Here is a 5549-nt window from a genome sequence, read left to right on the forward strand (position 1 = left end):
GAAAATCGTTACGAGATTCGCTCCCAGCCCTACCGGCCATCTGCACATCGGCGGTGGCCGCACCGCCATTTTCTGCTGGCTTCTCGCCCGCCACTTCGGCGGGGAGTTCCGCCTGCGTATTGAAGATACCGACGCCACGCGCTCGAAACAGGAATACACCGATTCCATACTTGCCTCCATGAAATGGCTGGGGCTGGACTGGGACGGAGATCTGACCTATCAGAGCAAGCGCCTCGATATCTACAACGCCTATATCGACAGGCTTCTGGAAACCGGCCATGCCTACTGGTGCGACTGCACTCCCGAGGAAGTGGAAGCCATGCGTGAAGTGGCCCGCGCCCGGGGGGAAAAGCCCCGTTACAACGGCAAGTGCCGCGACAGAGGGCTCACCGCCGGTCCAGGCCGCGTGGTGCGCCTGCGCGTGCCCGATGAAGGCCGCATCGTGTTCAACGATATGGTGAAGGGGACCATTTCCGTAGACGTTTCCGAGCTGGACGACATGGTGCTGCGCCGTACCGACGGTATGCCCACCTACAATCTCGCCGTGGTGGTTGACGACCACGACATGGGCGTGACTCATGTGGTGCGCGGTGACGACCACGTTTCCAACACTCCCAAGCAGATTCTGCTTTACAACGCCTTCGGCTTCGAGGTTCCCACCTTCGGACATGTCCCCATGATCTGCGGACCCGACCATCAGAAGCTTTCCAAGCGCCACGGCGCGCGCGCCGTCATAGAGTATGAGCAGGACGGGCTTCTGCCTCAGGCGCTGGTCAACTATCTGGTACGCCTCGGCTGGTCGCACGGCGATCAGGAAATTTTTTCTCTGAAGGAGCTGGTGGAGCTTTTTGACGGGGGCAATCTGAACAGTTCTCCTGCCGCCTTCGACCCGGAAAAGTTGAAGTGGCTCAATGCCCATTACCTGCGCAACACACCTTTCCCTCAGCTTGCCGTCATGGTGCGTCCTTTCCTGGAAAAGCTGGGCTACGACGTGCCTGTGGAAAAGGTGGAGCCGCTTCTTCCCATGTATGTGGAGCGTGCTTCCGACCTCGCGGCTCTCGCCCAGGCACTGACCATCTACTTCAAACCTGCCGAAGAGCTGGTGATTGAGGAAAAGGCCATGAAGGCCCTGAATGAGGACGGCAGGCATCAGCTTTCCGTGCTGCACGACATGATTGCCGATATGCCCGAGTTCAGTGCAGAGGCGCTGGATACGCTGCTCCATGAATATGTGGAAAAGGGCGGGCTCAAGTTCAAACAGGTGGGGCCGCCTCTGCGTTCTGCGCTTACCGGTCTTGCCGGCGGGCCTTCTGTGCATGATGTTATGGCCGCGCTGGGCCGTGAGGAGAGTCTGAAGCGTATCGCTCGCGCCGTGAACCTGTAGTGTTCAAGGCCGGCGGGCGCAATTTCCCGCGAGTCGGAAGCGCCCCTTCACAGTAACGGGGCCGCGGAAGCGCGGAACCCGGGGAGAGGCCGGGGAACGGATTCCTCCTTCAGCGCCCCGCAGGCCGGAAAAACGCCTTTTCGCTCATCCGGCCCTGTCCGTACACTGGACGGGACCGGATGACTGCTTATTTAATACGAGAAAGCCCTCGCTTCGTTCGGGCACAGGCATGGGAAGGTTTACGGCCATGTGCAAAGGCTTTTGTTTGGCTTTCCCGGCGTGTCAGGCCGTCCGGGGCGGAGGGCCGTGTCTGTTTCCATCCTTTTAGAGTGAAGCCCTTTAATCATCCCGGGGCGTGAAGCCCCGAGGCCCTTCCCGGCAGGGAAGGCTGCAATCTTGTCCGCATAATGGGAGAATTCTCATGCAGCTGTATAATTCCATGACTCGCCGCAAGGAAAATTTCGAGCCTCTCACCTCCGGCAGGGTGGGCATGTACGCTTGCGGCATCACGGCGTACGACCTCAGTCATATCGGCCATGCCCGTTCCGCCGTAGTCTTTGATGTTCTGAATCGCTACCTGCGCCATATCGGTTACCATGTGACCTTTGTACGCAACTTCACCGATGTGGACGACAAGATCATCGCCCGCGCGGGCCGAGAGGGGAAGAGCAGCACCGAGATAGCGGAAACTTATATTGGGGCCTTCCATGAGGATATGGATCGCCTGAATGTGTGCCGCGCTGATATAGAACCGCGTGCCACCGAGTATATCGGCGACATGCAGGAGCTTATCCAGAGCCTCATCGACGGGGGGCATGCCTATGCCGTGCCTTCGGGCGACGTGTATTTCCGCGTGCGTTCCTTCAAGGGGTACGGCAAGCTTTCCGGCAGGGATGTGGATGATCTGCGCTCCGGCGCGCGTATCGCCATAGGTGAAGAAAAGGAAGATCCGCTGGATTTCGCCCTGTGGAAGGCAGCCAAGCCCGGTGAACCTTTCTGGGAAAGCCCGTGGGGCAGGGGCCGTCCCGGCTGGCACCTGGAATGTTCGGCCATGAGCAAGAAGAACCTTGATCTTCCGCTCGACATTCACGGCGGCGGTCAGGATCTCATCTTCCCCCATCATGAAAACGAAATAGCCCAGAGCGAGGCTTCCACCGGAAAGGAGCTGGCCCGTTTCTGGGTGCACAACGGTTTTGTGCAGATCAATTCCGAAAAAATGTCCAAGTCGCTCAACAATTTTAAAACCATCCGCGACATTCTGGAGCATCGTCAGCCGGAGACTTTGCGTTTCTTCCTTCTCGGCAAGCATTACCGCAGCCCCATAGATTTCAGCTTTGAGGGGCTGGATGAAGCGGAGCGCGCACTGAAGCGCGTGTATGAGTGCCTGCGCGACGCAAGGCAGGCGCAGAATCGCGCTTCGTGGAAGAAGGGCGATGTTCCGGCCTCCGTGCTCGATGAATTCGAGCCTCTGGAAAAGGGCTTTTTTGAAGCCATGGACGACGATCTCAATACCGCCGCGGCTCTCGGCCATGTGTTCGGCATGGTACGCCTCATCAACCGTATTTTGGAAGACAAGGCCCTGCGCAATAAGGAGGGTGTCCGTGCTCTTCTGGAGCGCTTCGACACGCTTTCCCATGCCTGGACCGACGTGCTCGGGGTATTCGGTGCAGAGCCGTCCGCCTTTCTTGAAGAGCTGCGCGACACCCGCGCTCGGCGTGCGGGTATTGATACGGACAGGGTGAAGGCCTTGATGGCGGAGAGGGCCGAAGCCCGCGCAGCGAAGGATTTCGCCCGTTCCGACGCCACGCGCGATGCGCTCGTCGCCATGGGCATAGAAGTGCGCGATACTCCCTCCGGAGCGGTGTGGGATATCGCCTGACGGGCCGGAGAGGCCGGGAAAAATATGATGCGACTGCGTTCTCTTATTGCCGTAGCCTGCATGGCGGGCATGCTTTTTTCTCCCGTGGGGGAGTGCTCGGCGTTTTTCGGCGAGTTCACGCTTCAGGATGAAATGAAGATGGGCCGGGAATTTGAAGTCCTGGTCAAATCAACCATGCCCCTCATAGAAGACCCGGTGGTGCACGACTATGTGCAGGATGTGGTGGACCGCATCGTCAAGCCTCTGCCTCCCCAGCCCTACAAGTTCCCGGCCAGCGTGGTTCTGCACGATTCCCTCAACGCTTTTGCCGCGCCCGGCGGCTTCGTGTTCGTGTTTTCAGGGCTCATCATGCACCTGAACCATGAATCGGAGCTGGCGGGCGTGCTTGCCCACGAAGTGGCCCATGTCACGCAGAGGCATATCGCCGGGCGTATGGAAAGAGGGCGCGCCATTTCTCTCGCTTCCCTGCTCGGCATGGTCGCCGGAGTGGCGGCGGGGATAGCCGGGGGCGGAAGCGCCGGCGGCGCGGCCATGGTGGGCAGCATGGCCGCCGGTTCCACAGCCATGCTCAATTACAGCCGACTTGATGAAGACGACGCCGACCGCTTCGGACTCAAATACCTGGTGGATGCGGGTTACAACCCGAAGGGGCTGGGCGGCGCTTTCGAGGTGCTTCGTTCCCAGAACTGGGGCGGAGGTTCCTCCATGCCCGCCTATCTGTCCACTCATCCCGACCTGAATATCCGCCTTGCAAAACTCAGGGCCGACCTTCAGACCATGCCGGAAAGCCTGAAAAACCGTAAGGAAGACGACGGACGTTTCCGCCGCGTGCAGGCGCTGCTCTGGGCGCGCCACGGCGATGCGGGGCATGCTGAGCAGATTTTCGCGAAAGGAGGGGACAAGGATCCCGTCGGCCTCATGGGCAGGGCCATGCTGGCGGCCAGGCAGAACCGCACCAAGGAAGCGGAGGCATTGTTTGCCTCTGCACTGAAGCTGGCGCCGAAAGATGCCCTCATTCTGCGTGAGGCGGGTATTTTTGAATACACCAAGGGCGGGGACATGGGCCGTGCCCGCCGCTACCTGGAACAGTCGCTTCGTATTTCTCCCGGCGACTACTATGCGGTGTTCTTTTATGCGCGTATTCTGGATGATTCCGGCGACAGGGCCGGAGCACAGGCGCGTTACCGCGAGGTTCTGCGCCATGTGCCGGAAGACAGCGAGGTGCATACCTATTACGGAAGGTCTCTCGGCGCGGTGAACAAGCTCTGCGAAGGATATCTTCACCTTGCCTACGCAGCATTGTACGGCAACGATGAACGCCGTGCGGAAAACTGGCTGGAAAAGGCGAAAGCCGCCGCCCGCAGCGCCGAGGAAAAAAAGTCCGTCAAGGAATATGAGGAAAAGGCGAAAGAGCGTGCCAAGATCATGAAAAAGGCCCGCTAAGGCTCTCCTTTTTCGCAGGGGAAGCCCCCGCCTTCCGCCCGCATGAGAAGCCTTGCGTGGAGCAGGGCAGGGGCATGACGCAAACTTTCATCCGCCTTCAGGCAGGAGATGATATGGAACTGAGAGGGACAACCATTCTGGCCGTGCGCAATGAGCACGGCGTTGCCATTGGCGGCGACGGGCAGGTGACCATGGGGCAGACCATGGTGATGAAGCATACGGCCCGCAAGGTACGCCGCCTGTACAAGGGGCAGGTGCTGGCCGGTTTCGCGGGAGCCACGGCCGATGCCTTTACCCTGTTTGAGCGCTTTGAAGCCAAGCTTGAGGAGTCGGGCGGCAACCTGCTGCGCGCCGCCGTGGAAATGGCCAAGGACTGGCGGCAGGACAAGTTCCTGCGCAAGCTGGAAGCCCTCCTTCTGGTGGCCGATGCCGACCGCACGCTCATTCTCACAGGTACGGGCGATGTCATAGAGCCGGATGACGGCGTGGCCGCCATAGGTTCCGGCGGGGCCTACGCGCTTTCCGCCGCGCGGGCGCTGCTTCGGCACACGCAGCTGACGCCTTCAGAGATCGTGAAGGAATCCATGGCCATTGCCGCCGATATCTGTGTCTTCACCAATACGCACCTCACCATGGAGATCATAGAGAAGTAAGCCCTATGCCTCTTTCCTCAGCCGGGAGGGCGGCGTGGGGTATGGAGAAATGAGTTAGCAAGAGTCGTCCTTCGGCTCGACCTCGCTGTGACAAAGGCGGCAGCCTCTTACAGAGGCCGCCGCCTTTGGTCTGACTGAAGCATCGTTTCCTTTAGTACCTAGGAGAGCAATATAGTGGTAAGACATAATT

General features: G+C 59.7%; 4 protein-coding genes. All 4 read left to right on the top strand.

What is annotated here, in order from left to right:
* The first annotated feature begins 4 nt into the window (after window positions 1-4).
* The 4 genes from gltX (at window position 5) to hslV (ending at window position 5359) form a co-directional block, all read left to right on the top strand.
* The gene (gene gltX / locus K8W16_RS09685; RefSeq protein WP_304123040.1) at window positions 5-1384 is read left to right on the top strand and encodes a glutamate--tRNA ligase; all 1380 of its coding nucleotides are present in this window, start codon (window positions 5-7) and stop codon (window positions 1382-1384) included.
* Between the two features lie 421 nt (window positions 1385-1805).
* Window positions 1806-3263, top strand: coding sequence for a cysteine--tRNA ligase (gene cysS, locus K8W16_RS09690; RefSeq protein WP_304123033.1), 1458 nt, complete (start codon window positions 1806-1808; stop codon window positions 3261-3263).
* A 24-nt stretch (window positions 3264-3287) separates the two neighbouring features.
* Complete coding sequence (locus tag K8W16_RS09695) at window positions 3288-4706, top strand: M48 family metallopeptidase (RefSeq protein ID WP_304123035.1); 1419 nt, start codon at window positions 3288-3290, stop codon at window positions 4704-4706.
* A 113-nt stretch (window positions 4707-4819) separates the two neighbouring features.
* Entirely contained in the window at window positions 4820-5359 is a 540-nt protein-coding gene (gene hslV, locus K8W16_RS09700) for an ATP-dependent protease subunit HslV (protein WP_304123038.1), read from the top strand.
* The last annotated feature ends 190 nt before the right edge of the window (window positions 5360-5549 follow it).

The sequence above is a fragment of the Mailhella massiliensis genome (assembly GCF_020741395.1).
GTDB lineage: Bacteria > Desulfobacterota > Desulfovibrionia > Desulfovibrionales > Desulfovibrionaceae > Mailhella > Mailhella massiliensis_A.